The sequence below is a fragment of the Nocardioides sp. NBC_00850 genome (assembly GCF_045207335.1).
Lineage (GTDB): Bacteria > Actinomycetota > Actinomycetes > Propionibacteriales > Nocardioidaceae > Nocardioides.
In genome coordinates, this window is the sequence record NZ_CP108845.1 from 1,299,509 (window position 1) to 1,323,030 (window position 23,522).

Sequence of the window (23,522 nt, forward strand, 5' to 3'; positions counted from 1 at the left end):
TCGAGACCACAGCCGGGGGCGGCGTACGGAATTCTCTTTCCGTACGCCGCCCCTGTTGTTTCTGTCTGCGTTCGTTTCCTACGGGAAGATGAACTTTGTTCGTATCTGGAACAGATGCCCGGCCAGACATTTACGTAGCCGATGTCCCCCACCTAAGGTTCCTGCCCGTGACGATCCCCTTGAGCCAGCCGCTTCGTGCGGCCTCGATCACCGAGGCGTACGCGCGGTTCTGGAAGAAGTACGCGACATTCTCGGGTCGCGCCAGCCGCACCGAGCTGCTCTGGCCGATGCTCGTGAACCTTCTGATGCTCATCGTCCTCGTACTGGCGCGAGACGAGGTGGTGAGCCTCGTGATCGGTCTCTACGGGCTGGTGGCGTTCGTGCCGACCATCGCGCTCGGTGCGCGGCGGCTGCACGACATCAACCGCTCCGGGTGGTGGCAGCTGATCCTGGTCGTACCTGTGATCGGTGACATCGTCCTCGCAGTGCTCTGGTTGACCTTCCCGAGCCCCGAGGGTGTCAAGTACGACCTGGCCGCATGAGGCGTAAAATTCCCTTAGTGGTTCTCGGGGTTGTCCCGGAATGGCAGGCTATTGGCATGAAGTCCCTCGCAGGAGCCGCAGCGAAGCGGCTCGCCTACGAGACCGTTGGGTGGCTGCTCGTGGTCGCCGGTATCGCCGCGATGGTGTTGCCGGGTCCAGGGCTGCTGATGCTCTTCGGTGGGCTGGCTGTGCTCTCCCGCCAGTACGCCTGGGCTCGTCGCTATGTCGAGCCGGTGCGCCTCCGCGCCATGCGTGGTGTCGCCGAGGGCGTCGAGACCTGGCCGCGCATCGTGGCCTCGACCCTCGGGGCGCTCTCCATCGGTGCCGTCGGCGTCATCTTCCTGATCAACCCACCTGCGCCCCACTGGTGGCCCCTCGAGGCGTCCTTCTGGCTCCTCGGCGGCGACTGGACCGGTGTCACGCTGTTGGGGTCGTGCATCATCGCCCTCGTCATCCTGGGCTACTCCTACCACCGCTTCCACGGCCACCCCGATGCTCGTCACCAGCTCGACGAGGACATCGAGCACACCGGTGAGATGAACAAGGTCGCCTGACGGTCGTCAGTCGGAACTCATCCGGAAGTCGTACGCAGGCGGCACCGGCTCGCCGGGATGGACGGCGAGCCAGAGCGTGTCCAGGGCGGTCTCGCCCTCGCGGAGGTTGTCGACCGTGATGCCCGCGTCGAGGAGCCGGCGGACCCGGTCGAGGTCGCCCACGGCGAGCGCGGCTTGCGCGGTGCACAGTCGGATCCGACCGTGGTCACGCTCCCGATCGGCAAGGGCGGCGATCACCTCGAGCGCTTCGGAGGGGCGGTCGGAGGCGATCAGCGCCTGGAGCAGCTCGATGGTGAGCTCGCGCAGGTCGGGACGGAGGCGGTGGGCCTCGAGCAGGAGATCCGCAGCAGGCGAGTCCGCGAGGTCTGCTGAGTCTGCGAGATGCGCGAGCGCGTGCAGTGCCCATGGGTTGGGGTGGTCGGCGATCGACCGCTCCAGGACTCTGTGCGCTCCGAGGCGGTCGTCGTCGGCCAGCAGGAGCAGCCCGAGGTGATACCACGCGTGCCAGTCGTCGGCCGAGGCCTCCAGCAGCTCTCGCCAGTGTGCACCAAGGACCGGAACTGCGGGCGGGTCGCTGATCGGCAGCCGGCCGTGCTGCAACAGATCGAGCCAGGGCTTCTGGTCCTCGCTGCACGCTCCGAACGGTCGCAGCGGGTCCGCCGGCACGGCGCCGGCCGCGACCTCGAGCGCGCCCCACCCGGACCCGCGGGCGAGCAGGTCTGCAGGCCCCGCGAATTGTCCCGCCACGCTGAGCGCGTCTTCCAGCTCGGCCCGTGGCACGAGCATCTCGAGCCCCTCGTCCACGGCCGCCCGGGCCGAGTCCCACGAGCCGTGGACCCGCTCGGGGTCGACTTCGAGCAGACCGAACGCCTCGGCCCACTCCCAGGTCTCGCCTGCGGGCAGCGCGAGGTGCTCGAACTGCGTACGCGCCAAGCCCGCCTGGATCTCGATGTACGCAGCGCCCGGTCCGGACAGCCACTCCTGCCACCGCTGTCCGCCCGCACCGGTGCCCCACTGGAAGAGCTTGCGGCCGACGAGTCGGTCGGTGGATGCCTGGACGAGCCCACGGCCGTCGCCGTCGAGCGCGGCGATCCAACGGCGCTCGCCGTCGGGGATGTCCATGAAGAAGTCGGCCGCCCGGGCGAACCTCGTCGGATAGCTCTGGTCGCCGCCCGACGTATCCGGAAAGTCGATCAGTCTCAGCTGCTCCGCGTAGTCGAAGTGGAAGGCCCGCTCGGCCGGCGCGACGACGCGTACGTCCGGGCCCTGGGGCACCGCGATGTTCGTCCACCAGTAGACCGGCGTCGGCTTCGGTGCAGGGTTCTGGAGCGACACATGCACCAGCAGCACCGGGGATCCGGCGGGCAACCAGGCGTCGATCGTGACAACGACCCGCCGCATCCGCTCCAGCTCGTACATCCGCAGGACCGGTGTCCCGTCCTGCGCGGTCAGCCTCACCGCGTGCAGCGGGGAGCAGGTGAGTGGCCAGTGCCCCGTGGCACCGAGGTTCCACTCCACCCCGCCGGCCACCCAGGCGTCGCGCAGCGCCAGGTTGGCGGGCTGCAGGACGGGGTTGCGGTGCAGCAGCTCCCGGCCCGACGGCCGGTGCACCAACGACCACAGCCGCCCACCGTAGCCGGGCAGGAACGTGGCGGAGAGCAGTTCGTTCTCCAGCACCAGGCTCGGCAGATCGCGCACCTCGCGTCGGCGCGTGTAGGAGTCCTGAGCCGTGTACGGCAGCAGCGTGCTCGGCCGGCCGTACTCGAGGTTGGCCGCCATGTCCGGATAGGGCGCGGCTCCGGACTCAAACGCCGGCCGCGGCACGTCGTGCAGCAACGGCAGCGGCCCATCAATCGGGTCCTCAGCGCCCTCGATCGAGAGCCGGTCCATCCTCAGCGTGCTCATCGCGACCATCAAACCAGGCTGAGGACGCTGCCACCCGGACAATGCGAACCGCCGACCTCATCCACGGTTGTGGGCGCGGATGAGGCCGGCGATTCAAGTGCGAGCGCTGGTCCTACTAGGTGTATCCGGCCATCAGGTTGGTAGCAGGCGGCTGATCGGTGGTTTTCCTCCGAGTGCGCTGTGGCGGCGTTCAGTGTTGTAGTGCTGGATCCAGGGTGCAAGGGCGGCGGCTCGGGCGTCGTTGCTGGTGAAGGCCTGGCGGTAGGCCCACTCGGTTTGCAGGGTGCGGTTGAGGCGTTCGACCTTGCCGTTCTGCCAGGGGCAGTGGGGGCGGATGAACTTGTGTTTGGCGCCGAGTGCCGTGATGGCGTCGGCGACGTCGCGGGATCGTCGGTAGCTGAGGTGGTTGTCGGTGATGACCCGTTCGATCCGGCCGATCCCGTGTTCGGCGAAGTAGGCGGCTGCTCGGATCAGGAACGCTGCGCAGGTGGGGCCCTTCTCATCGGGAAGGATCTCGGAGTAGGCCAGCCGGGAGTGGTCATCGACTAGTGAGTGGATGTAGTCGTAGCCGTTGCCCCGGCCGCGGACCTCTTCGCTGCGGCCGTGGGCGCGCCAGCCGCCACCGTTGGGGATCTTGCCGAGTTTCTTGACGTCCATGTGGACCAGCTCGCCCGGCTTGTCACGTTCGTAACGCCTGCTGGTTGCTTGTGAGGCGCGGATGACCTTGCCGGTGATCGGGTCGCACTGGGCCAGGTAGGGCACCTGATTGCGGCGCAGGATCCGCGACACCGTGCGGGGTGGGATGCCGAGCTCAGGTCCGATCCAGTCCTGCCCGCGACGCTGGCGACGGCGTAGCTCCAGCACCTGCTGCTCGACCTCGTGGCTGGTCCGAGTCGGGCTGGTACGGGGACGCGAGGACCTGGTTTGAAGGCCCCGATCGCCTTCGGTGGCGTAGCGGTCGATCCAGGTCTTCACGCACTTGCGTGAGACACCCATCGCGGCAGCGATGTGGGCCTGTTTCCAGCCTGCCTGATGACGCTGGACGATGAGTCGCCGACCATGAACGGTCAGCCGGGCACTACCGTGGAACACGAGAACCTCCGGGTGGAAGTGGGCCTTAGACAAGCCACATCCCAACCGGAGGTTCTCCTTGGTTCAACCAGGCACGCCGCTACCAACGTCCTGGCCGAATACAACTAGGGCTTGCGGCCGTTCTTGTCGGCGCCGGAGGCGTCGTCCTGTGGCGCGTTCGGGGTCCAGCCGCGGGCCGCGTCGGGATCCAGGACGTCGCTTGCGGTCTCGGTCCAGTCGTCGGTGTAGTCGGCCTGCCAGTCCTGGTCCTGGCCGTTCCTCTTGTCGTCCTTCTTGCCGCCGCGGCCACCGGCACCGCCGGCTCCGCCGCGTCCGCCCCGGCTGCCCGCTCCGGTCGGACCGCCTCGGGCGCCGCGTCCACCAGCGCCGCGGGCACCTGCCCCGGCGCCGGCGCCACGTGCGCCGGCTCCAGCTCCGCGAGCGCCAGCTCCGCCACCCGCGCGGGCACCGGCAGCGCCCGCCCTCGCGGCTGCAGACCTAGACGTGGCACTGGCCGTCGCTGCCTTCGCAGACGCTCCGGACGCGAACTTGTTGGCAAGCGCCTTGGCCACACCAGCACCGAGCAGAGCCCCGCCGCCGCCGATCGCGAGCGCGGTCATGCCGCTCGTGCCGCCGCCAAGCGGTGCCAGCCCGTCAGCCGTCTCGACCATCGCGTACGACGTCGAGGGCGCCGGAGTGCCGTCGGCGTTGACCCACTGGGTGCCGTTCCACTCAGGCTTGTTCTCCGCCTGGTGCGCCTCGATGTTCGCCTTCTCCTGGGCGATCAGCTCGTGCCCCCAGCCGTCGGGGTAGAGGGTGCCGGAGTTGTACTTCGCCATACGGGCTCGAGATGCTGCGATCTCGCTGTAGGAACCGGGGGACGACGGAGCTGACGGAGCCTTACTGGGGCCGTCGGGGTCTGGTGCGTCGGTGATCTCGCGGACCGGAGGTTGGGCCGAGTAGTTGCTTTCGTCGATCTGTTGGATGAGTTTGGCGGCGGCCTCTTCTGCTGCGGCGATCTTCGCCTCCTCGGCTGCCCACGCTGCCTGGTCCGATTTCAATTGGTTGGCATTCGACTTGGCGGTCGCGGTGTCTACGCCAGAGCCGGACTGCGCGTACTGCGCGGCTGAAGCATCCGGCCGGGGTCCGTGGTTCGTCGGGAGGTTGCCCTCCAACTGGTCGTGGGCACTCTTTGCCGATTTCGTTGCGTCCTGTGCCGTTGTCAGGGCCTTCATCGCGGCGTCTAGCTGATCGACCTTGGTATTCAACTTGTCGGCTGCCTCACGGAACGCGCGCGTGGCGGCGTCGGTGGTGAGGGATGTCTCTTCAAAGGCTTTGGGCAATTGGCCGCTGGCCAACTCCAAGTTCCTCGCTACCGTCGCCAGCGCTTCGCGCGCTTGCTTCCAGTCGTCGAGCCGTGCCTTGACGTCGTCGGGCTTTGCGGCGGCGACATACTGCTTGAGGATCACCATCATGCCGCCCTTGCTGACCCCGCCGCCTGCGGCGAGCGCGTTCACTTGTTCGCCTCCTGATCTTGGCCGAGCTCAGCGCGTGATGCCGCCGTCTCTAGCGCCTCCGAGGACGGGAAGAACGGGATCGGGACGTCTGGCAGGTTCAGCCGACCGTCCTTGCCCAGGTTCTCGAAGAAGGGTCTGTTGATCTGGTCGACGGCCGATGTCAACTGCGTGCGGAATGCGGCCTCAGCCTCTTCGTCGGCGTTCTTGACCGCACGCACGGCATTGTCCAGGCCATCGATGAAGTCGATCAGCGCAGTGTTCGTCTGCGAGAGTGTTGAGTTGATGCGCTCGGTGGCCAGGTTCATGAGCTTTTCGAGCGCTCCAGCAGTCGCGCTGCCGCCGAGGTCCCCTGACCCTGGCTTGTCGACATGAGCTTTGTATACGTCGTCCTTGGCCTCCGTGAGAACCTGCTTGATCTTGTTGACCAGGGCCTCATCGACTCCGGATGAGTGTGAACCTGCCACGTCGGCCTCCCCGAGTATGTGCTTACGGTAAGCAAAGTCTAAGCATGAGACCGTCGGATCGTCACTGCCAATGTGATCGAGGGCGACGCACTATTCTCTCCAGCATGACTGGACCTCGGACTCTCCCGTCCCGACGCTTCGCCATAACCATCGTGGCGACCATGACTTCGTTCGCGCTGTGCTCTTGTGGTGGAGGAAGTGATGAGCCATCAGGGCCTGAGTCCACTGCCACCGCGTCGAGCGGGTCCTCGGCTGGTACAGAGTCCCCAAGCGCTCCGGCTGCCGAGGGCGAGACGGCAGAACTCGACGGGGCGCAGTTCACGGCGCCGAACGGCTGGTACGTCAAACCCGAGGATGGGAGCTACGTCATCGGTGCGCCAGACGATGCAGATGGCTTCTCGCCTGGGTCCGGGATCTTTAATGTTGGGACCACCCTTGCTTCTGACGTCGACGAGCTTGCAGAGGCGGCGCTTTCGCGCGTCGAGACGGCCTACCCGGATGGCAAGCGTCTTCCCGACGTGAAGTACGGCGGCAGCACTTTCTTTCACCTCCGCGGCACAAACGACACTGAAAGATTCGATCACTACGGCACTGTGGTGGGCGGATCAGAGGTTCTGGTTGCTTGGTCGTTCAACCCCGAGTGGGTCACGAGAGACGAAACTGACGAGCTCATCAACCAGGTGATGCCGTCGTTCGAGTTCGAGGGCTGATCGATAGCAGCCCTCGAAGCGACGGCGTCAAGGCGGGCGACTGAACGGCCTCGGTAGGTAGCGCCGAGTCCAAGGATCTGATGTCGGCGGTGACCGATAGGTTGCGGTCTGTGGTCGTACATCTGCACCGCGCGCCGCGGACCGATCTGCTCGCCGACTCGCTCGGTGAGCTGTTGTCGGTGCCGTTGGGGGATCCGTTCGCGACGGAGGTCGTGGTGGTGCCGGCGCGGGGGGTGGAGCGGTGGTTGTCGCAGCGGCTCTCGCATCGCCTGGGGGCTGCTGACGGGCGTGCGGACGGGATCTGTGCGGGGGTCGACTTCCGGTCTCCCTGGTCGCTGTTCGCTGAGGTTGCGGGCACGGGGGATGAGGATCCCTGGGCGCCGGAGTCGCTGACCTGGCCGGTGCTGGCGGCGATCGACGCATCGCTGGACGAGCCCTGGGCCAGGCCGCTCGCGCAGCACCTTGGGCACGGGGATACGACGGAGGAAGGTGTACGCCGGCGGGGGCGGCGGCTGGCGCTGGCCCGTCGGTTGGCGCGGTTGTTCGCTGCGTACGCGGACCAGCGGCCGGCGGTGGTCGCCGACTGGAGTGCGGGGCTGGACACGGACGGGCTCGGGGCGAAGATCGCCGAGGATCTGGCGTGGCAGCCGCCGTTGTGGCGAGCCGTTGCCGCGCTGGTCGGTGGGCCGACGCCGGTGGAGCGGCAGGCGGCGACGGTCGCTCGGCTGAAGGAGAAGCCCCGGGAGTTCGAGCTGCCGGAGCGGGTCTCGTTGTTCGGGCACACCCGGCTCTCGGCGACCGACATCGAGCTCGTCGCGGCGCTGGGGGAGCACCGGGAGGTGCACCTGTGGCTGCCGCACCCCTCCGAAGCCCTGTGGCAGGCGCTCGCCGGGCTGGACGGGACGGTCGCGCGGACGGCGGACCGGTCGCACGACGAGGTCGGGCATCCGTTGCTGGCGACGCTGGGGCGGGATACGCGGGAGCTGCAGCGGGGGCTCGTTGAGCTGGCCGCGGTTGACGACTGTGTTGGTTTCGACACGCTCGCTGGCGCTCACGGCTCAACCAGCGGGGGGCTGCTCACGTGGCTTCAGGAGGACATCCGAGGCAACACGGTCGGGGAGAGTGCCGACCGGGTGCTCGAGCCCGGGGACCGTTCGATCCAGGTGCATGCCTGCCACGGCGAGGCGCGGCAGGTGGAGGTGCTGCGCGAGGTGCTGCTGGGGCTGCTCGAGGACGACCCGACGCTGGAGCCGCGGGACGTCCTGGTGATGTGCCCCGACATCGAGACCTTCGCGCCGCTGATCGAGGCCGGGTTCGGGCTGGGGGAGATGACCGGCGAGACCGGACACCCCGCTCACCGGCTGCGAGTGAAGCTGGCGGACCGGTCGTTGACGCGTACGAACCCGCTTCTGGACGTGGCCACCAGGCTGCTCGACCTGGCCGGCGGCCGGGCGGGGGTGAGCGACGTACTCGATCTTGCTCATCTCGATCCGGTGCGACGCCGGTTCGGGCTCAACGACGATGCTCTGGAGCAGCTCGAGGACTGGGCCAAGGACGCCGGGATCAGATGGGGCTTCGACGCGGAGCACCGCGAGCCCTTCGGCCTGGAGACGTACGTCGCCAACACCTGGCGCTTCGGGATGGACCGGATCCTCACCGGGGTCGCGATGTCCGAGGACTCGGCGACCTGGCTGGATACGACCCTGCCGCTCGACGATGTCGGGAGCGGGTCGGTCGAGCTGGCCGGGAAGTTCGCCGAGCTCGTCGATCGACTGCAAGACGTGACCGACGAGCTGGCCGGGGTGCACCCGCTGAAGCACTGGCTGAAGGTGATCGAGGAGGGCGTCGCGGCGCTGACGTCGGTCTCGACCAACGACGAATGGCAATCGGGCCAGGTGACACGGGAGCTGTCCCGGGTGCGGGACGCCGCCGCGGGGCAGGAGGTCGACGAGCTGCGACTGCCTGATGTGCGGGCGCTGTTGGGGGCGCGGCTGGCCGGTCGGGCGACGCGCGCCAACTTCCGCACCGGCACGCTGACCGTCTCCACGCTGGTGCCGATGCGGTCGGTGCCCCATCGCGTCGTCTGTCTGCTCGGCATGGACGACGGGGTGTTCCCGAGGGTCGGGATCACCGATGGCGACGACCTGCTGGCCCGCGACCCGCAGACCGGGGAGCGCGACCTGCGCAGCGAGGACCGGCAGCTGTTCCTCGACGCGCTGCTGGCGGCGACCGAGACGTTGGTGGTGACCTACACGGGCGCCAACGAGTACTCGGGCCAGCCACGGCCACCCGCGGTGCCGCTGGGGGAGCTGCTGGACACTCTGGACGCGACCGCCGTCTCCGCGGACGGCAGGCCGGTCAAGGAGGTCGTGACGACCAGGCACCCGCTGCAGCCGTTCGACCCGCGCAACCTGACGCCCGGGGCGCTGGTGGCCGGACACTCCTTCTCATTCGACAAGGCAGCCGAGGCCGGCGCTCTCGCCGCGGTGGCCGACCGCGTCGCGCCGCCGGAGTTCCTGCCCGCCCCGCTGGCGCCGACCGCTGCCGGAGACCTGACGCTCGAGGAGCTGCTGGCCTTCTACCGCGCTCCGGTGCGCGCGTTCTTCCGCGACCGGCTGGACCTCGCGCTGCCGCGTGATGACGATCCGCTCTCCGACGGTCTGCCGGTCGAGCTCGACGGCCTGGGGCAGTGGTCGGTGGGCGACCGGCTGCTCCACGACCTGCTCTCCGGGATGTCGGAGGAGCAGGCGACCCAGCAGGAGTGGCGCCGCGGCGTACTGCCTCCGAAGTGGCTGGGCTGGCGCATCCTCACCGACGTGATCACCAAGGCGAAGCCGATCGCGGCCGAGGCGCTGCGGGTGCGGCAGGCGGGCATCTCCACCGGGCAGGCGCGGGCAGTCGACGTCGAGGTCGACCTCGGTGACGGTCGGCGCCTGACCGGCACCGTCCCACAGGTCTACGGCGACCGGCTCGCTCCGGTGACGTACTCGCGCCTGGGCGCCAGGCAGCGGATCGAGTCGTGGGTGCAGCTGGTCGCGCTGGCCGCCTCCGACGAGGACCGGGCCTGGAGCGCTTGGACGCTGGGCCGGCCGGGCAACTCCCGTTCGCGTACGCCGTTCGGGCTCTCCCAGCTCGGGCCGCTCGACCACACCGCGGTCGATGTGCTGCGTGACCTGGTGCGGTTGCGCGACCGGGGGCTCTCCGCGCCGGTGCCGCTGCCGCTGAAGACCTCGCTCACCTACGCGCGCCAGCGGCGGACCCAGGCCGGGATCGACGACGCGCTCTACAAGGCCGGCTGGGACTGGAACGACGGACGGTTCGAGGGCGAGGAGTCCGATGTGGAGCAGGTGAGGGCCTGGGGCAAGGGGTCCGGGATCCCTGGTCTGGGTGACCCGCCGGAGGCCGGCGAGGAGTTCGACGGGGAGACGACCCGCTTCGGCACGCTCGCGATGCGAGTCTGGTCGCCGTTGCTCACCGCCGAGCAGGGGAGCTGGTGATGGACGGATTCAAACTGACCGGTCCCCTCCCGACCGGCACCACCCTGATCGAGGCCTCGGCCGGCACCGGGAAGACCTTCACCATCGGCGCCCTGGTCACCCGCTATGTCGTCGAGGGCGAGGCGACCCTCGACGAGATCCTGGCGATCACCTTCGGCCGCGCCGCCTCCCAGGAGCTGCGTGACCGGGTGCGCTCCCACCTGGTCGAGGCCGAGCGAGCCTTCGCGGCCGCGGCCGCCGGGCAGCGTCCGACCCCGCTCGACGCCCACCTCGAGCTGCTGCTGGACGTGTCAGACGAAGAGATCCGGGTACGCCACGAGCGCGTGCGCGACGCGCTCGCCTCCTTCGACGGGGCGACGATCGCGACGACCCACCAGTTCTGCCAGCTAGTGCTGCGCTCGCTGGGGGTGGCCGGTGACACCGACGCTGGTGCCGAGCTGGTCGAGTCGCTCGACGAACTGGTCGTCGAGGTCGTCGACGACCTCTACCTGAAGTGGTTCGGCGAGGCCAAGGAGCGGCCACCGTTCGACCGCGACGACGCGCTCGGACTGGCCCGCACCGCGGTCGAGGACCCGCAGTCGGTGCTGGCCCCGGCACCGGCCGAGGACCCGGTCGCGGGTGCGCGGGTGCGGTTCGCCGAAGCGGTCCGGGACGAGGTCGACCGGCGCAAGCAGATGCGCGGCGTCCTGTCCTACGACGACCTGCTCTCCCGGCTCGCGGTCGCGCTCGAGGACCCGTCGGCGCCGGCGCGGGCGCGGATGCGACAGCGGTGGCGGATCGTCCTGGTCGACGAGTTCCAGGACACCGACCCGGTGCAGTGGCAGGTGGTCTCCCGGGCCTTCGAGGGCCACGCCACGCTCGTGCTCATCGGTGACCCGAAGCAGGCGATCTACGCCTTCCGCGGCGGCGACGTCTTCACCTACCTGACCGCCGCCCGAGCGGCCGAGACGCAGGCGACGCTCGACACCAACTGGCGCAGCGACGCCCCGCTGGTCGAGCGGCTCCAGGTGGTCCTGCGAGGCGCGGCGTTGGGCTCCCCGGAGATCGTCGTCCACGACGTGAAGGCCCATCACGCCGGCTCCCGGCTGGCCGGTGCCCCGCATCCGGCGCCGTTCCGGATCCGCCGGGTCGCCCGCCGCGGGTTCAAGCTCACCCGCGGCAAGATGATCACCGCCGGCGACGCGCGCACCCACATCGCCCGGGACCTCGCCGGAGACATCGCCGAGCTGCTCGGCTCCGGGGCCGCGTGGTGCGATGCCCCGGTCCAGGCCGGGGACGTCGCGGTCATCGTCGCGGTGCGCTCCCACGGGCTGCTGGTCCAGCGCGTGCTGCAGGAGCACGGCATCCCGGCGGTGATGGCTGGCGGCGGTGACGTGTTCCTGACTCCCGCCGGCGAGGACTGGCTCGCTCTGCTGCAGGCGCTCGACTCGCCCCACCGGACGCCGCTGGTGAGGGCGGCCGGGCTGAGCGTGTTCTTCGGTTACACCGCGACCGAGCTCGACGCGGGCGGCGAAGCGCTGACCTCGCGCATCGCCGACACGCTGCGCGGCTGGGCGCTGCTGCTGCGCGGCCGAGGCGTCGCCGCCCTGATCGAAGCGGCGGAGGAGCGCGGTCTCACCGCGCGCGTGCTGCGGCGCACCGACGGCGACCGGCTGCTCACCGACGTACGTCATCTGGGGCAGCTGCTCCACGACATCTCGGTGCGCGACTCGCTCGGACTGCCGGCGCTGCTCGCCTGGTTCCGTGACGAGCGGCGGCGTTCTGCCGCCGCCGAGCGGCCGCGGCGGCTCGACTCGGACGCCGCGGCGGTGCAGATCGTCACGGTGCACGGGTCCAAGGGGCTGCAGTACCCGATCGTCTACCTGCCCTTCGCCTACGACTTCTTCGTGCGCGACCCGGAGGTCGCCCGGTTCCACGACGCCTCGGGGCAGCGGACGATCGACGTCACCCGGACCGGCGCGCAGTGGGCCCAGCACCTGGCCAGACACCAGGCCGAGGAGCTGGGGGAGGAGCTTCGAGATCTGTACGTCGCGCTGACCCGGGCGCAGTCCCAGGTCGTCGCATGGTGGGCACCGACGGCCAACACGGCCACCGGCGGACTGCACCGGCTGCTGTTTGGGCGAGGTCCTGGCCAAGCGGCGGTTCCTGACAGCGTCGCTGTGCCGAGCGACGAGGACGCGGCAAGTCTGCTGAGCAATGTCGCGCGCCACGGCGGTCCGGTGGCCGAGGAGGCGGTGCCGGTCACGGCAGCGCCGACGGTGCGAGAAGCTCCGCCCGGCATGCTCGCCGCCCGGCCGTTCACCCGTGAGGTCGACGCCGAGTGGCGGCGTACGTCCTACTCGGGGCTCATCCGGGTCGACGAGGGCGTCGCGGCGACCTCCGAGCCGGAGGTCGAGGGCAAGGACGACGAGCCCATCGCCGAGGACGTCGATGTCGTCGAAACCCCCGCGGAGGAGGAGCACGTCTCGCCGATGGCCGAGCTGCCCAAGGGCGCCGGCTTCGGCTCGCTGGTCCACGCGGTCCTGGAGCACACCGACCCGGACGCCCCTGACCTGGGCGAAGAGGTGCTGACCAGGACCCGTGAGCAGCTGCGCTGGTGGCCGGTGCCGGCCTCGGCCGAGGATCTCGCGACCGGGATCCTGCCGCTCAACCTGACCTCGCTCGGCCCGCTGGCCGACGGGCTGACGTTGGCCGAGATCCCGCTGCGCGACCGGCTGCGCGAGCTCGACTTCGAGATCCCGCTCGGGGGCGGCGACACCCGCCCGCTAGAGGCTCCCGACGTATGCCTCCGTGACCTCGCGCCGCTCCTGCGTGCGCACCTTCCGGCGGACGACCCGATGGTGACGTACGCAGACCGGCTCGAGGCTCCACCGCTGGGAGACCAGTCGCTGCGGGGCTACCTGACCGGCTCGGTGGACGTGGTGCTGCGGCTGCCGAGCGGACGGTTCGTGGTGGTCGACTACAAGACCAACTTCCTGGGCGTGGAGGCGATGGACTACACCCAGCCGAAGCTCGCCGAGGCGATGCTGCACTCTCACTACCCGCTGCAGGCGCTGCTCTACTCCGCGGTGGTGCACCGCTTCCTGCGCTGGCGCCTGCCCGGATACGACCCCGAGGTGCATCTCGGTGGCGTGCTCTATCTCTACGTGCGCGGGATGCTCGGCCCGGACACGCCCGTCGTCGACGGCATCCCGACCGGCGTCTTCACCTGGCAGCCGCCCGCGTCCCTCGCGGTCGCGCTGTCCGACCTGCTGGACGGAACTCTTCCGGATGGAGTGGCCTCATGATCGAGCGCTGGGAGTCCGAGGACCCCTTCGACGCACGCCTGGCCCGGTCAGCGACGGGCCTGCTCGCGTCGTTCAACCGTGAGGGCGTGCTGACCGCGGCCGACGTACACGTCGCTACCCGAGCCGCCGCGCTCGCCGGAGAGGAGCGCGACGAGGTGCGACTGGCGGTGGCGCTCGCGGTCCGCGCGGTCCGGCACGGATCGGTGTGCGTCGACCTGGCCACGCTGCGGGAGACCGAGGAGGCGTTGCCGTGGCCGGCTGCTGCCGGCTGGCTGGAGGCCGTCGCCGACAGTCCGCTGGCGGCACAGTCCCTGGTGCAGGTCGACGACGGCCTGCTCTACCTGGACCGCTATCACCGCGAAGAGGGACAGGTACGCGACGACCTGCTCGCCCGACTGGCCTCGCCGCGCCCCGTGGCCGACGAGGTCCTGCTCGAGGCGACCGCGGCCCGGCTCTTCCCGGGCGAGGGTTACGCCGAGCAACGTGCCGCCGCGCTCGCCGCCGCCCGGCAGTCGACGACGGTGCTCACCGGCGGACCCGGCACCGGCAAGACGACGACCGTGGCCGGGCTGCTGGCGCTGCTCACCGAGCAGTCCTCGACCCCGCTGCGGGTCGCGCTGACCGCCCCGACGGGCAAGGCCGCCGCGCGGCTTCAGGAAGCCGTCGAGGGTGCCCAGCGGGCGCCGCAGTTCACCGCCGACGACCGCGGCCGTCTCGCAGGTCTCACCGCGTCGACGCTCCACCGGCTGCTCGGCTGGCGACCCGGCTCGTCGACCCGGTTCAAGCACCATCGCACCAACCGGCTGCCGCACGACGTGATCGTCGTCGACGAGACGAGCATGGTCTCGCTGACGATGATGGCCCGGCTCCTCGAAGCGGTACGCCCCGAGGCGCGGCTGATCCTCGTCGGCGATCCCGACCAGCTCGCGAGCGTCGAGGCCGGGGCGGTGCTCTCCGACCTCGTCGCCGGACTCGCCGTTCGCTCGCCCGACGCCGTCGCCGCACTCCGCATCACCCATCGCTTCGGTGGCGCGATCGGCGCCCTCGCCGAGGCGCTGCGGGTCGGCGACGCCGACGCGGCACTCGACGTGCTGAAGTCCGGCGACCCCGCGGTCGAGCTCGTCGACCCCGCCGACGAGACTCGGGTGGCCGAGGTCGAGCGCGGCCTGGTCGCTCACGCCGCGGCTCTTCACGAGGCTGCGCTCGCGGGCGACGCGGAGCGCTGCGTACGGATGCTCGATGAATCGCGCCTCCTCTGCGCGCATCGCGACGGCCCCTGGGGCGTCGCCCACTGGAACCGGCAGATCGAACGCGGCCTCGCCGAGACCACCGGTGAGCCGCTCGGCATCGGCTGGGGCCACGAGTGGTATCCGGGCCGGCCGGTCCTCGTCACCGCCAACGACTACGGCCTCGGCCTCTTCAACGGCGATACCGGGGTCACCTACACCGACGCCGGCGGCGACCTCCGCGTCGCGATCGCGGGCGGTGCGACGTACGCGCCCTCACGGCTCGGTGACATCGAGACCCTGCACGCGATGACGGTCCACAAGTCCCAGGGCAGCCAGGCCAGGTCCGTCACCGTCCTGCTCCCGCCCGACGACTCGCCCCTGCTCACCCGCGAGCTCTTCTACACCGCGGTGACGAGGGCGCAGGAGCGCGTGCGCATCGTCGGCACCCCCGACGCCGTCACCGCCGCGATCACCCGCCGGGCCCAGCGCGCCTCCGGCCTGCGCCAGCGCCTCGGCCACTGAGCTGGGTCAGGACCGCGCGATGGAGGTGGCGAGGGAGGCGAGGTGGCCGAGGCGGGCGAGCTCGGAGTCGAGGAAGTCGGGACCGCCGCGGCGGCCGATGATGACGATCTCGTTGCCGTCGATGCGGGCGCCGGCGAACATGTTCTCGTCCTCACCCTCGACCTCGATCCGCTCGGGGCGGTCGAGCTCGATGAAGGGGACGTTCTCGGGTGAGCCGTCGGTGGCGCGGCTGATGCCCTTGACGCGGTGGACGCGGATTGCCCAGTCGGCCCGGAAGGTCAGGGGAAGCACGTCCACGAGCCGGTCGAGCGCCTCGAGGGCGTTCTCGGTGAGGTCCTCGACGGCCTCGAGGTCGAGGAAGAGGTTGCCACCGGCGGCGTAGCGGGAGATCCAGACGACGTGCACGCCGTCGAGCTCGTTGCACGCCGACACGATGGAGTCCGGCATCGTCCCCGGTTGGGTCTCGAGCAGCACATCGTCGACAGCTCTTCCGTCGACCTTGTTCTTCTCGACGATCTCGATCGCCTCGATGTCGCCACCGGCTTCACCGATGGCGGAGGCGAGGCGACCGAGGGAACCCGGGATATCAGGCAGCTCGACGCGTAGCAGGAACGGCATGGCCACGACCCTAGCGTCGCGAACCGACAGCCGTGGCACTGTCCCGGTTACGCACCGGTCAACTGGCGGGCCGTTCGCCGGCTATTCGCCGGCCGGCTCCAGCAGGAAGAGCGGGAAGATCCGGGACGTGTTGGGCTGGTATTCGCCGTACGTCGGCCAGGTCTTCACGGCGTAGTCCCACCACTCGTCGCGCTCGGCACCGGAGAGTTCGCGCGCGACGTACGCCTTCTTGGTGCCGCCGTCCTGGAGCGCGACATCCGGATACGCCCGGAAGTTGGCCACCCAGGCGGGGTTCTTGTCGCTGCCGCCCAGCGACGCGACCGCGAGGTAGCGGCCGTCGCGCTCGACGCGCATCAGCGGAGTCTTGCGGATCGCGCCGGTCTTGGCGCCGCGGTTGGTGATCAGGATGATCGGCTTGCCATCGCGCTCGAGGACGTTGGCCTCGGCGCCGTCGGAGGCCTCGAACGCGGCAACCTGCTCGCGCACCCAGTCGGCCGTGCTCGGGACATATTCACCTTGCAGTTCGGTCATGCTCACTACAACAGCCGGGGACGCGGGCTATTCCGACCCCGGATAGCCTCACCCTCATGAGCGCCATCGAAGGAGTCTCCGACACGTTCGACCCGAGCCGCTGGGACGAGGTCCCCGGCTTCGAGGATCTGACCGACCTGACCTATCACCGGGCCAAGGAGCACGGCACCGTACGCATCGCCTTCGACCGCCCCGACGTACTCAACGCCTTCCGCCCGCACACCGTCGACGAGCTCCTCCGCGTGCTGGAGCACGCCCGGATCTCCGCCGATGTCGGCTGCGTCCTGCTCACCGGCAACGGCCCCTCGGTCAAGAACGGCAAGCACTCCTTCTGCACCGGCGGCGACCAGCGCATCCGCGGCAAGGCCGGTTATCAGTACGAGGAGACCGAGGCGTACGCCGCCGGCCGGACCGGCGCGGAGGAGCCCACCCCGATCGACAAGGCCAAGCTCGCCCGGCTGCACATCCTCGAGTGCCAGCGACTGATCCGCTTCATGCCCAAGGTCGTCATCTGCGTCGTCCCCGGCTGGACCGCCGGCGGCGGCCACTCCCTCCACGTGGTGTGCGACCTGACGCTCGCGAGCGCCGAGCACGGCCGTTTCAAGCAGACCGACGCCGACGTCGGCTCCTTCGACGGCGGCTACGGCTCCGCCTACCTCGCCCGCCAGGTCGGCCAGAAGTTCGCCCGCGAGATCTTCTTCCTCGCCGAGGAGTACTCGGCCGAGGACGGCGTACGCATGGGCACCGTCAACCGCGCCGTCCCGCACGCCGAGCTCGAGGACGTCGCGCTCGAGTGGGGCCGCAAGATCAACGGGAAGTCGCCCACGGCCCAGCGGATGCTGAAGTACGCCTTCAACCTCCTCGACGACGGCCTCGTCGGCCAGCAGATGTTCGCCGGTGAGACCACCCGTCTGGCCTACATGACCGACGAGGCCCAGGAGGGCCGCGACCAGTTCCTGGAGAAGCGCGAGCCCGACTGGTCGCCCTACCCCTGGTACTACTGATCTGGTGCGTTTCCGCAGTTCAGGGGCCCGTTAGAGCCTCGTGCGTGGCAGATGCGTGGCAAGAACTGCAATCGAGGTCCCACGCTCGCCGAACGCCGCGGCACCCCTCGGGCGGATAATCGCTGTGTGGATGCATCGGACGGTGCCGCGATGATCTTGATCGGGTACTGGCGCGAGACGTTGCCCGAGGGCGGAAATCCCGGGATGCCGGCCCAGCGCGCTGCCGACTACGAGCGCCTTCGCCAGCAGGGCCTTCGCTGGCCAGACCCCGTCAAGTTCGTCGATGGTGCCGGGGACGAGGAAGCGCGTCGACGAACCACCAGGCACCTTGAGGTCGGAACACTCGTCAACCAGTACCGGGGAATCAGCAGGTGCCGGTTATGCGAGAAGGACAACGGATCTGCGGAGATGACCGACGGCACCTACTGTTGGCCCGAGGGACTCGCGCATTACGTGCGGCAGCACGATGTGCGTCTCCCAGAAGCGTTCCTGCGCCACGTCGAGGCTGCCGCTGGCGCGACTCGCGGCCTGCCTACGCCGATGTTCGATGAGTTCGGAATGCGTGACCGCAACTGGCCCGGGCCTGAGTTCGCCGACCAGTTATGGAAGCCGGCGTCCCTTGATCACGGGCAAGCGTACGTCGAGGTGGACGCCGACTGGTGGTCGCTACACGCAGACTGAGGCGACTCAACAAACTATGTGCGTGTGCAGACCGTCGACCGCCAGACTGCCTCCATGAGAGTCGACATCGATTCGTCCTTGGAGGGCGACTGGCGGACCGTGCGAGTGCGGATCCTTGCCAGCAGTTGGGGACTCGTGGCCGATCTGACTGCCCGCCTGCGGACCGATGTGATCGGAGACGGACGGGCTGAGGCGACGGTTCAGATCCGACAGTGGCGGCTCGCGTTGGACGTCAGCGGATGCGAGACCGTGCTCGTGCCATCGGATATCGATGCCCTGGTCCGGGGCTTCGAGCTAATGGCAGCTGCGGTGCCTGTTGCTGGTGGTCCCCAAATACTCGTGATCGAGGTGCAGAAGCTCTGGTATCCCCTCACGGACTACCAGCCCGAAGCAGCGATGATCGCCATGGCCCACTGGATTGCTGCACATCTGGATCTCGATGACCCCGAGTTCGACATCGAGTTCGATCGTGCCGACAACCGCTATCTGGTGATTCCGCAGAATGGCGCCACGTGATGAGCGGTGAGCGCCCTGCCGCGTGCACTTTGCCTCGCCGTCGGCGAGGCTGACGACGTGACCTACTGCAACGCCGTTCGGGAACTCGCACATGTGGGTGCTTGATCCCTCGAACAGCCGTGACCTGTTCGACCTGCTCCGTCCGCACTCGTCCAGCGGTGAGCTCGAGGTCGTTTGGTGCGGCGAAGGCTGGAGGTCCTTGGTCAGGGAATGCCACGACGAACTCGTGGCGGCGTTTCCGGACTATCGGTTCACCGGCATCAAGCAGAAGTGGGGAGTGCTGATGTTCTCGGCGCGCCCTCGTGCCGGGGCGGCCATGCCACAGGAAGAGTTGCGCGTCGACACGATCACTGAGCGCTACTCGCGGGCTTCAGCAACCATATGCGAATGGTGCGGCGGCCCTGGCTCACTCCGCGAGGACGTGCTCGTAAGCGGCAGACGTGAGGATCTGACCCTGTGTGACTCGTGCCTTGCAGACATGGCGGGGTCTTCCTACCCCTCGGTGAGTCCGCCGAACTAGTTCCTCGAGGATCAGCCGGCGAACTCCGGCGGTTCAGAGATCCAGCGGACGTTCTAACTCGACGACTCCCTCCCAGATTGTGTGGCCAGAACCTGGGCGGCCATTGCAGCTGCCGCAGCTCGCGTCTTGTCCTCGGCGGTCGGCCAGAGATGCGCGTACGTGTTAAGCGTCGTCGTTGCCGACGAGTGCCCCATCGCTCGCTGCACGGTGACGACGTCACACCCGGCGGCGATGAGGCCGCTGGCGAAGTAGTGGCGCAGGTCGTGCAGTTTGTGCGCCAACCCAGCGTCGGCGCGGGTCGAGCGCCAGCGGTAGTCGACGAGATTGTCGTGCCACGGCTTGCCGCCCTGGTCGAACAGCCAGTGGGTCGGCTCGCCGTCAGGGGGGTGTTGACGAACATGCTCGGAGAGGATCGCGATCATCGAGGAGCCTCGCGAGACGTGACTCATGTGTGACGCCGACGTGGGCGGACCTCCTAACAATTTGGAACTTAGGATGATGGATTAGGAGGATCGGCGACATCCTCGGATTCGGCCGTGTCATCCTCGATAGTTGGAGTATCCTCCTAATAAGTTCGTACTTAGGAGGAGCCATGCCGGCAGATGTCGATGTCCTTGTAGCGGAGCTACGCAAGTTCGGTGCGGAGGCGACCGCGGTCGAGGTCAAGCGCGCGGCCGGCGGACTGCCGAAAAGCGCGCGAGAGACTCTGTCGAGTTTCTCAAACACCCCGGGCGGCGGCACGTTGGTGCTCGGGCTGGACGAAGCCTCCGGCTTCGCCGCGATCGGTCTCGAGGATCCTGCGAAGATGATGGCCGACTTGGCGTCGATGTGCCGCGAAGACATGGTTCCTCCGCTGATGCCGGAGATCGAGATCGCCGAGGTCGACGGTCGGCCGATCCTTGTTGCCGACATCCCGGAGCTCGCGAAGGAACAGAAGCCCTGCTACGTCCGATCCTTGGGGAAGGAACGCGGCAGCTACATCCGGGTCGGCGAGAGCGACCGACGCCTCACCTCCGAAGAGGTCCAACAGGTCGTCGCCGATCGGGGCCAGCCTCAGTTCGACCACGAGATTGTCTCGGACGCGACACTAGACGACCTCGATCGAGCCGCCGTCGACGCTTACATCAGTCGGATGCGCGAGAACAACCCTCGCATCTTCGCTGACGAGCCGGCTGAGGTAGTACTGCGAATGACGAAGGTGATTGTGCGCGGTGCGAAGGGCGAGGAGCACCCAACGATGGCAGGAGTACTCGCCCTCGGTCGTTACCCGCAGCAGTTTTTTCCGCAGCTGAACGTCACCTTCGTGCACTATCCGACCGCGACAGGCGAGAGTACCCAGGCCGGCGTTCGCTTCCTCGACAACGTGAGCCTAGACGGTCCGATTCCGGCCATGGTGGCCGAGGCGATGACCGTCATCCGCCGAAATATGAGCCGCCGTGCTCTCATCACAGGGGAGGGACGCCGCGACATGTGGGAGTACCCGCCTGAGGCACTTCGTGAAGCGGTTGTCAACGCGTTGGTGCACCGAGACCTGAGCCCAGGATCGCGCGGGATCCAGGTGCAGATCGAGATGTATCCCGACCGGCTGCGCATCATGAATCCAGGCGGACTCTTCGGCGCTGTGAACATCGATCGGCTGGGCGAGGAGGGACGATCCTCTGCGCGGAACAGTCTTCTCATGAAGCTTCTGGAGGACGTGCAGGTTCCCGACGAAGACCGGACGGTTTGCGAGAACCGCGGCTCCGGCATCCGCGCGATGATCTCAGTTCTGCGGCAGGCCGGTATGAGCCCGCCCCGGTTCAAGGACTCCACGACAGCGTTCGAGGTGATGCTGCCCAACCACACCTTGCTTGACGACGAAACCGTCGCATGGTTGCAGCTCCTGGGTCGCGAAGGTCTTCGAGATTCGCAGTGCACGGGCCTCGCGTTGATGCGGCGAGGCGAGGTGATGGACAACGCAAAGTACCGCGCCGCCACCGGTATCACTGATAGCCGCGTGGCCACTTTTGAGTTGCAGGATCTGGTTGCGCGCGAATTGGTGGCCCAAACCGGAACGCGTGGCGGCGCGCGTTACACGCTGTCTGAGTACGCCGAGACGGCCCACGTGCGCGGTCGACGCGCGCGACCCAATCGGCGCCGCCAGGTCCTTGACCTGCTCGCGCTTCATCGTGAGCTGTCGAAGTCAGAGATCAGTGAACTCCTGGGTCTCAACCCAAAGACCGCCGAGCATTGGCTGCGCACCTTGAAGGGAGAAGGCAGCGTCGAACCGACGCAGCCCGGCCGCGGCAGCAAGCACACGAAGTATCGTCTCAGCGCCAAGGCGATGCAGGAGTCCCTCTTCGGTGACCCGGATCTCTGATCAAACGCTCGTTGCGGTCGACTGAACTAACGGCGGGCGTTCGATAGGCGGCTGGCGATAGGCTATCGGTGTGGCACTTGGGCGTAGCGAGACGTGGCGGAGAGTCGTCGGAGCCCGTCGACCGCCATTGCCCGACAGTCACGTCTCCGCAGTTCAGTCGCACCGTTCCCTCGGTGGCCTGTTGGCATCTCGTGCGTGGCAGATGCGTGGCAAGAATCGTCGGCGAGGTCGGCCGCGACTGCCGCTATCGCCAGGACAGGTCGCCTGATCGACCGGCTGTCGCGACAAGAAGTGCACCCATGCCGTATCGGTGCACGAACTCGTAGACCAAGCCGGAGTCTGCGACGAGAGCAGCAAATCGCTCGTCCTCACGACAGGCCATCTCAAGAATCTGGCGAGCTGCCTGGAGGTCTTGCTGCGCCAGGGACGAGAGCCGTTCATTTTGCGCCCTGCCGACTTGCGAGGGGTCAAAGGGGCATTCGAATTCGATGTGCATCCGGCGACCGGTCTTGGCAGTTGCCAGATCAACACGCAAGACCAGGCCACGCAGGTTCACAGCGCCGTCGCCCGTCTCAAGCAGTTGCAGTGCGAGTTCCCAACGCGGACCGTCCAGCCGGTCGATCGAGAGGTCTTGAGGAGGGCCTACCACGTTACTAATCTTGACACCGATGCTGGACGAGGACGTCAGCCGAGGTTCGCGAGGTCAGCACCGGGCTTGAGGGTTACGTCGAAGAAGTCCAGCACCGTGTCTGCGACGAACGTAGGCATCTGCTCGATGGGACGCTTGACGCCGACCTGCGCCTCGATCTCCCACGCGATGACTCGACTGAGTTGTTCGAACGCCTCGGCTCGCTGCTGTTGTGTCACAGCCCCAGTCTGTCGGAGGCGGCGTCAGCTACTTGGTGAACACTCGGGCGGTCAACTCGCCGCTATTGGAGTAGGTTTCGCGCCAGCCGCTCCATGTCGCGGCGCTGAAACCACTCTGCTCAATCTCGAAAGAGACCCAGTGGTCACCCGAGTCCTGAGGGCTGACGTGAGCGCCGCTAGGTAGACGGACTGCATTCAGGTAGCGCTCGGAGTCCCGGAGCAAGGCGGCGCACTCGTCGGCCTCGGGCCATTCATCGACGGCGTCGTCGTAGAAGACGCATTCCAGGTTCGCGAGGTATCCGTCCTCGTCGAGGAAGCAGATCACCGTGCGCTCGAGGCCGTTCGGCCGCTCGAGCTCCTGAAGTTCAACAGGCAAGATCCGCGGACCGTCGGCCGGCGGTGCCAGCGACCGATCGATCGTCGGGGTGATCGAGGGGCAGCCGCACGTGCAGTTGGGCTCGACACCGGAGATGTGGGTCGCTTGCGCGCGCAGCTCCTGAACTCCGTCGAACTCGACCGAAAGGAGACGGCTGAGGATGCGCTGCTCAGCCTCGGAGAATGGGCGCATCGTGTCACCAGATCCAGGGCGCGTGAGGGATCCCGAGTTCGTCGTGACCTCGACGGAAGAGGCGGATTGACTCGGGGCCCTTGGCCGACGGACCACCGATTGGAAATGCCAGCCGGTTCTCGCCGGAGTCGATTGCCACGAATTCACCCTCGACGACCGAGAGCTGCTCGACGGTCTTGCCGATCAGCTGCGTGATCGAGGAAGGCCCCACACCCTGGCAGCCGATGATGCCGAACGGGTCCGTGTAGCCCGTCAGGGTGACGTCGTCCATATGCACCTCGATGAAATCGTGCACGAAGAAGACGCCAGTGATCTTCAATCCCCGGACAGCAGCATCAGCACCGCAATGCTCGTACGTTTCGCCGTCCATCGAGCCCGCGTGCTCGACGCCCTCGGGTGTGGCGGTCAAGCGCTCGGAGACGCCGGTTCCCTCGCCGAGGTAGTAGTCATCGGCCCGCGATCGATCGCGCTCGACGTAGGCGCGGGCAGCCTTCGACGCACCGCGGTAGAACTTCACCCCGCCGTGCACCCGAACCACCCCGATCAAGCGTTCGTCGATT

At 68.2% G+C, this 23,522-nt stretch carries 22 protein-coding genes; 11 read left to right on the top strand and 11 right to left on the bottom strand.

What is annotated here, in order from left to right; all coding sequences use genetic code 11:
- The first annotated feature begins 167 nt into the window (after positions 1-167).
- Complete coding sequence (locus OH802_RS06355; protein WP_160026448.1) at positions 168-542, top strand: DUF805 domain-containing protein; 375 nt, start codon at positions 168-170, stop codon at positions 540-542.
- 56 nt (positions 543-598) lie between these two features.
- Positions 599-1,096, top strand: coding sequence for a PGPGW domain-containing protein (locus OH802_RS06360; RefSeq protein WP_406026176.1), 498 nt, complete (start codon positions 599-601; stop codon positions 1,094-1,096).
- A 6-nt stretch (positions 1,097-1,102) separates the two neighbouring features.
- Here OH802_RS06360 and OH802_RS06365 read toward each other — a convergent pair whose 3' ends face one another.
- From OH802_RS06365 to OH802_RS06380, 4 genes are all read right to left on the bottom strand, one after another.
- A complete protein-coding gene (locus OH802_RS06365; RefSeq protein ID WP_406026178.1) occupies positions 1,103-3,001 on the bottom strand; it encodes a DUF5107 domain-containing protein in 1,899 nt (632 codons plus the stop codon).
- 132 nt (positions 3,002-3,133) lie between these two features.
- Positions 3,134-4,093 carry an IS481 family transposase gene (locus OH802_RS06370; protein WP_406020345.1) on the bottom strand — a complete coding sequence of 320 codons (960 nt, stop codon included), beginning with the start codon at positions 4,091-4,093 and terminating at the stop codon, positions 3,134-3,136.
- 104 nt (positions 4,094-4,197) lie between these two features.
- Positions 4,198-5,589: a hypothetical protein gene (locus OH802_RS06375; protein WP_406026180.1), complete on the bottom strand. Its 1,392-nt coding sequence runs from the start codon at positions 5,587-5,589 to the stop codon at positions 4,198-4,200.
- Entirely contained in the window at positions 5,586-6,053 is a 468-nt protein-coding gene (locus OH802_RS06380; RefSeq protein ID WP_406026182.1) for a hypothetical protein, read from the bottom strand. The genes OH802_RS06375 and OH802_RS06380 overlap by 4 nt, the downstream gene beginning before the upstream one ends.
- A gap of 161 nt (positions 6,054-6,214) precedes the next feature.
- Between OH802_RS06380 and OH802_RS06385 the strand changes: the two genes are divergently transcribed.
- The 4 genes from OH802_RS06385 (at position 6,215) to recD (ending at position 15,298) form a co-directional block, all read left to right on the top strand.
- The gene (locus OH802_RS06385; protein ID WP_406026184.1) at positions 6,215-6,763 is read left to right on the top strand and encodes a hypothetical protein; all 549 of its coding nucleotides are present in this window, start codon (positions 6,215-6,217) and stop codon (positions 6,761-6,763) included.
- An 89-nt stretch (positions 6,764-6,852) separates the two neighbouring features.
- A complete protein-coding gene (gene recC, locus OH802_RS06390) occupies positions 6,853-10,260 on the top strand; it encodes an exodeoxyribonuclease V subunit gamma (protein WP_406026186.1) in 3,408 nt (1,135 codons plus the stop codon).
- A complete protein-coding gene (locus tag OH802_RS06395; protein WP_406026188.1) occupies positions 10,260-13,547 on the top strand; it encodes a UvrD-helicase domain-containing protein in 3,288 nt (1,095 codons plus the stop codon). The genes recC and OH802_RS06395 overlap by 1 nt, the downstream gene beginning before the upstream one ends.
- Entirely contained in the window at positions 13,544-15,298 is a 1,755-nt protein-coding gene (gene recD / locus OH802_RS06400) for an exodeoxyribonuclease V subunit alpha (protein ID WP_406026190.1), read from the top strand. Before OH802_RS06395 ends, recD begins: the two co-directional genes overlap by 4 nt.
- A gap of 6 nt (positions 15,299-15,304) precedes the next feature.
- Here recD and OH802_RS06405 read toward each other — a convergent pair whose 3' ends face one another.
- Complete coding sequence (locus tag OH802_RS06405) at positions 15,305-15,907, bottom strand: amino acid-binding protein (RefSeq protein ID WP_406029240.1); 603 nt, start codon at positions 15,905-15,907, stop codon at positions 15,305-15,307.
- Positions 15,908-15,997: 90 nt separating this feature from the next.
- Positions 15,998-16,447, bottom strand: a complete 450-nt coding sequence (locus tag OH802_RS06410; RefSeq protein WP_406026193.1) for a nitroreductase family deazaflavin-dependent oxidoreductase — start codon at positions 16,445-16,447, stop codon at positions 15,998-16,000.
- Positions 16,448-16,503: 56 nt separating this feature from the next.
- On the opposite strand from OH802_RS06410, the gene OH802_RS06415 reads away from it, so the two are divergent.
- The 4 genes from OH802_RS06415 (at position 16,504) to OH802_RS06430 (ending at position 19,168) form a co-directional block, all read left to right on the top strand.
- On the top strand, positions 16,504-17,451 hold the full coding sequence (locus tag OH802_RS06415; protein WP_406026195.1) for a 1,4-dihydroxy-2-naphthoyl-CoA synthase: 948 nt from the start codon (positions 16,504-16,506) through the stop codon (positions 17,449-17,451).
- Positions 17,452-17,577: 126 nt separating this feature from the next.
- The gene (locus OH802_RS06420) at positions 17,578-18,132 is read left to right on the top strand and encodes a hypothetical protein (protein WP_406026197.1); all 555 of its coding nucleotides are present in this window, start codon (positions 17,578-17,580) and stop codon (positions 18,130-18,132) included.
- 54 nt (positions 18,133-18,186) lie between these two features.
- A complete protein-coding gene (locus OH802_RS06425) occupies positions 18,187-18,648 on the top strand; it encodes a hypothetical protein (RefSeq protein ID WP_406026199.1) in 462 nt (153 codons plus the stop codon).
- A gap of 91 nt (positions 18,649-18,739) precedes the next feature.
- Positions 18,740-19,168 carry a hypothetical protein gene (locus tag OH802_RS06430; RefSeq protein ID WP_406026201.1) on the top strand — a complete coding sequence of 143 codons (429 nt, stop codon included), beginning with the start codon at positions 18,740-18,742 and terminating at the stop codon, positions 19,166-19,168.
- Between the two features lie 53 nt (positions 19,169-19,221).
- Here OH802_RS06430 and OH802_RS06435 read toward each other — a convergent pair whose 3' ends face one another.
- Entirely contained in the window at positions 19,222-19,590 is a 369-nt protein-coding gene (locus OH802_RS06435; RefSeq protein WP_406026203.1) for a tyrosine-type recombinase/integrase, read from the bottom strand.
- Between the two features lie 170 nt (positions 19,591-19,760).
- Between OH802_RS06435 and OH802_RS06440 the strand changes: the two genes are divergently transcribed.
- Positions 19,761-21,527, top strand: coding sequence for an ATP-binding protein (locus OH802_RS06440; protein WP_406026205.1), 1,767 nt, complete (start codon positions 19,761-19,763; stop codon positions 21,525-21,527).
- Positions 21,528-21,771: 244 nt separating this feature from the next.
- On the opposite strand, the gene OH802_RS06445 is transcribed toward OH802_RS06440, so the two are convergent.
- From OH802_RS06445 to OH802_RS06460, 4 genes are read right to left on the bottom strand one after another with little or no spacing between them, the layout of a single operon-like run.
- Positions 21,772-22,176 carry a hypothetical protein gene (locus OH802_RS06445; protein WP_406026208.1) on the bottom strand — a complete coding sequence of 135 codons (405 nt, stop codon included), beginning with the start codon at positions 22,174-22,176 and terminating at the stop codon, positions 21,772-21,774.
- A gap of 35 nt (positions 22,177-22,211) precedes the next feature.
- A complete protein-coding gene (locus OH802_RS06450; protein ID WP_406026210.1) occupies positions 22,212-22,394 on the bottom strand; it encodes a hypothetical protein in 183 nt (60 codons plus the stop codon).
- A 28-nt stretch (positions 22,395-22,422) separates the two neighbouring features.
- Positions 22,423-22,962, bottom strand: a complete 540-nt coding sequence (locus OH802_RS06455) for a hypothetical protein (RefSeq protein WP_406026212.1) — start codon at positions 22,960-22,962, stop codon at positions 22,423-22,425.
- Positions 22,963-22,966: 4 nt separating this feature from the next.
- Positions 22,967-23,479 carry a hypothetical protein gene (locus OH802_RS06460; protein WP_406026214.1) on the bottom strand — a complete coding sequence of 171 codons (513 nt, stop codon included), beginning with the start codon at positions 23,477-23,479 and terminating at the stop codon, positions 22,967-22,969.
- Positions 23,480-23,522: the final 43 nt, after the last annotated feature.